The organism is Chitinophaga sp., from assembly GCF_036569185.1.
Taxonomy (GTDB): Bacteria; Bacteroidota; Bacteroidia; order Chitinophagales; family Chitinophagaceae; genus Chitinophaga.
This window is the reverse complement of sequence record NZ_DATCRD010000252.1, coordinates 1-4164: the sequence shown is the minus strand read 5'-3', so window position 1 is coordinate 4164 and position 4164 is coordinate 1. Positions and strand designations below refer to the sequence as shown.

3 protein-coding genes are annotated in these 4164 nt (G+C 52.0%); all 3 read right to left on the bottom strand.

Annotated features, from left to right (window positions below):
• Nucleotides 1-978: OmpA family protein (locus tag VIM72_RS18910; protein ID WP_332004384.1), on the bottom strand; the 978-nt coding region annotated here is incomplete at its 3' end.
• Between the two features lie 17 nt (nucleotides 979-995).
• Nucleotides 996-2660 carry an eCIS core domain-containing protein gene (locus VIM72_RS18905; RefSeq protein WP_332004383.1) on the bottom strand — a complete coding sequence of 555 codons (1665 nt, stop codon included), beginning with the start codon at nucleotides 2658-2660 and terminating at the stop codon, nucleotides 996-998.
• 36 nt (nucleotides 2661-2696) lie between these two features.
• Nucleotides 2697-4136: a contractile injection system tape measure protein gene (locus tag VIM72_RS18900; RefSeq protein WP_332004382.1), complete on the bottom strand. Its 1440-nt coding sequence runs from the start codon at nucleotides 4134-4136 to the stop codon at nucleotides 2697-2699.
• Between the last annotated feature and the right edge of the window lie 28 nt (nucleotides 4137-4164).

Genomic DNA, 4164 nt, shown 5'->3' with positions numbered 1-4164 from the left:
ACCGGGACCTGTGTTAGACATACTCAGCCCGTCCAACGCAAAATGGCTGGTCGCATTTTCCAGGTCTTTGCAGGGTAGCAGGTTGCAGTTAGCGTAATCCAGCAACAGTGTGCGACCGGCATTATCGCTGTACTGCGCCATGAGCGTATCCCGCGTGAGCACCTGTGAAAAGCCAACGCGGGTGCCACCCAGCGAGGTAAGCGTGATATCTGCCGATGCCGCCATGGAGAAATGATTGCGGGCAAAAAAATTATCCTTTTCGTTAAATGTAGGTTTAGGCGTAGGTACTCCCTGCTGACCGATGAGCAGATTATCCACCTGCACATCCACCCAGGGTGGTAATTTATTTACTACAGGCGTAGAGCGGAACAGGAACAGTTCCACCCTCCTGTTGCGGGCCTGGTTCTCCGGCGAAGTTTCGGGCGCCATACTGCGGGGAGTGGAAGTGGTATCTATTACTATCCTGCTGCCGGGGATATTTTTTGCGATGAGGAAATCCCTGATAATGGCGGCGCGTTGCGCCGCCAGGGCTTTGTTGCTATCTGCATTTCCCGAGGTGCTGGCGGCGCCCTGCAGTTTTACCTTCAGATCACTGTCTTTTTTTAGTACTTCCACCCAGCGGTCCGCTACTTCGTTTAGCCGTTCGCGGTGGGCGCTGCGCATAGCCGCTTCTCCCACGCAATAGTTCCAGAAAATAAGCTCATTACTTTGTGATTGGCCGTCGGACCTGTCTTCCACACCAAATACCTGTCCCGGGTTATCGTTGGCCCATTTGGATTCCGGCGTGCTGCTGTTTTTACAGGCATCTGCTACGGGGGCTGCAGGGGCAGTGTCTTTTGCTTTTGTATCTGCCGGTTGCCGTTGCAGGGTATTATCTCCGGGCTTACTAAAAAAAGACTCCCCGTTTTCAGCTTTGCTGAAAAAAGGTTTGTCCTTTTCCAGGGGTTTGTTCTTAACTGTTTTCGGAGATCTTTTCATAATACTTTTTTTATGCGCTATGGTGTTGTTGAACAGGGGTAAGCATACGGCGCAGCATTCAGCGAGCCCCGTTGCCGCACCGGTTCCCATACATAATCAAATGAAGGCGTGGTAAACGGCACATTGCAGGTGGCAGGGCAGTTTGGTTTATTGCCTCCTGCCGGTACGCCGGACGGACCGCCATTGTAAGTGGCGCTTGCCCAGGCGATGGGGTCCATAGGGTTTTCATGATCATAAAGCTTGTAAGCAGTGATCAGCGCCACCATGGAAGCATAAGAGAACGCGCCGCTAAGGATATTAAATGGCGGCGGTAAAAATGCGATAGGCGTAATAAAGCCATCGCAAAGACGCATCATGATACCATAGGTGCCGTAGTTAACGGTGCCTGATTTCCAGCAGCCACTGCCTGTTTGCACGGTATTGGAGCACACATCATCTGCTTCATGCAGGGGATCGCGGCTCCAGCACGGATCGCCGGTTGATCCGGGCACACCGCATGGCGGGTGGTAAGGGCCACGCTGTGTCCAGCCGGCGGTATTAAGGAATAAGCCAAAGGTGTCGAATGCATCTTTGTTCAGCTCTAACCCGCTGCTGCCGGCAATTACCGGTTGTATGAGATAACGGCAGGCGTTCATTTTATCCATGAATCCCCAGCTGTTGAAATTGCTTTGTACCTGCGCCCATACCCTTGCAATTTCGGAGGTAACGTTAGGGCCGCATTTTCTTTCAGGCGTTACAGGAGGCGTAGGTGTTGGCGGCGGTGGCGGCGGCACCGGCACCACGGAGCTGATCACCGCTACACGGTTTGCCACAGGGTCTGTACGGGAAAAGTGATTGGTTTCTCCATGTGCAAAAATGGAGATGAAGCCGGCGCCAATACCCGGGCTGCCATCGGAAGGAGTGATCATTTCATCTCTTACGGCCTGTGCGCGGCGGCACGACAGCTCCCAGTTATACGGGTCGGCCCCATCCAGGCTGGCAAAGCCATCAATCCGTACAGTGGCGTTAGCGCCCAGGCGGTGCCAGTTGGCCGCAAACCCGCTGATGAGGCGCTGGTTGGCCGGCGATAAACCGGACGATGCTACGGTAAAGGGATAGCTGTCTTCCACCCGGGGCGTACTGGTATCCACCGGGCAGGCCAGCCCCGGAGGCACCTGTCCCAGGTCGCCATGTTCTTTTAAAGCGGCAACCTGCCTGCTGATACCAGTTGTTCCCTGTCCCTGTTGTAAAGTATGTGTAAGCTCATGCGCCAGCAGGTGTTTTCCTGTACTGCTGCCGGGTGCATACTTTCCTTCATCAAAATAAATATCGTTGCCGGTAGTGAATGCCTGTGCATTCAACTGCCGGCTAAGCCCTGCAGCCTGCCCGCCGGTATGTACCTTCACTTTGCTGAAGTCGGCCCCGAAGGCATTATTCATTTCATGCAGGGTATCTCCCTTCAATGCCTCTCCCTTTCCTTTTGTACCGTTGATACTACTTTCAACGGATGCCGGTGAGACAGCAGCCGGGGAAGCCTCTTTGCGCTGCACTTTGCTCTTCTTTTCCTCCGCTTCACAGTGAGCGCATTTGCGTTGAATGGCGGGCTGGAAAAAGGACTGTGCGGAAGGTTTGCCCCAGAAGGGGGCGGAAGCCGGCGTGGCTTCTCTTTGTATATTTGCAGGTTGTAATGTTTTTACGCTCAACTGGATATTTTTAATTCCTCAGAAAATAAAAATGCCTTACCGCCATTGCACATGCAATGGTATTTTCATCCACTTCAGTTTTATGATACTGATATTCCAGGGCAGGCGATCCAGCAGGATATCGATCGTATCCGCTTCCATTTGCAGCTGATGCTTATCAGTGCCGGTGATCAGCCTTCCGGGCCTTTGCAGGAACCCTTCCCGTAATCCATCTGCCGAAATATTTTTTAATGCCTTCCAGTAGCTGATCGCGTTTTCTATCAGTCCTTCTGCTTCCTCGATGGCAGCAGTTTCCGGCGGCAGCTTTGTATCCAGTGGTTTCTTTAAAGGCCAGCCGCAAAGCAGTTTGGGAAGCATTAATTCAAATTCCTCTGCTTCTGTTTCACCGGTAGCCATATAATGCAGCAGCATAATGGCTTTCTTCCGGCAGGCGGCATTTACAAACTTCTTACCTTCCGTTATCCATTCCAGCTGTGTGAACAGGGGAGCCAGCCAGTGATGCAGCAAAATGATCCCTGCATTTACCACGTAAAAGGTATGGGCGCTTACCGGGGCATCGGGCGCATCTTCTTCCGGTACGTCCATTTCCTGCGGTGGCAGCGCATCGTCGTCAAACGGTGCAGCAGGCTTTTCTTTTTGCAGTTGCGTGAGCTGTTGCGTATTAAGTGAAACGGCGGCGGATAATAATTCGTTCCAGTTGTTATTACGGCACATTTTCAGCAGCTGCTGTATTTGTGCAATAAACACCGGCTGCTGTACCAGCAGGCTGCCGGTTAGTACCTGTTCACTTACGGCGGGGTCTTTAATTACTTCCCGCAACAAGGTATACCAGCAGGATTGTTCAAATACGCGGCGATTCAGTGGTGCATTACCGGTCAGTTGTAACAGGCGGCAGGCATCATAGAGCTGTTGGATCAGGGGGGCCCAGTTGTTTTGTTTCCTGGCGGTGATAACGGCCAGCAGCCGGGTAATAAATTCCGGTGTGTGCTGTAGCAGGATACGAAGCAGATAATCCCGGTTATTCATTGCCTGTTGGCGAAGCATGGTAATGGCCGTATGACTGGTAGCCAGCGTTTGCAACACCTCCTGGTACCATTGTGCGCCGGGCCTTGCGGCGTTCCAGGGAAGCGCGCCATGCTCCATATAGTAGCACCACTGGTCGAAGCTGTGCTCAGGTAAGGTTTTACGGGGCGCTTTCTTCACCTGCAATGCGGTTAAGGCAGCAGTTAGTTTTTTCAGTAGCAGCGTAATGTAATGATCATTATCAAGATCAGCTGCTTTAATTTTCCCGAGGTCAATTTCCAGCAGGTCTATATACATCACTATGTCCTCGCTGCTGTAGCTGTCGAACAGTTTTTCCAGTGCGGGGATGATCTTTTTCCAATACAACGCCGTTACCTGGTGTTGCCAGGTAAAAACAGTGTCTTTGTTATGCACTGTGAGCAGGAGTGTTTGTTTGCGGATCTTATGCAACATGGTTATTTATTTCATCCACCGGAGGCAT

What these genes read in the sequence shown, in the direction of transcription:
- VIM72_RS18900 (WP_332004382.1), bottom strand. Translation starts at nt 4,136, where the DNA reads ATGTTGCATAAGATCCGCAAACAAACACTCCTGCTCACAGTGCATAAC.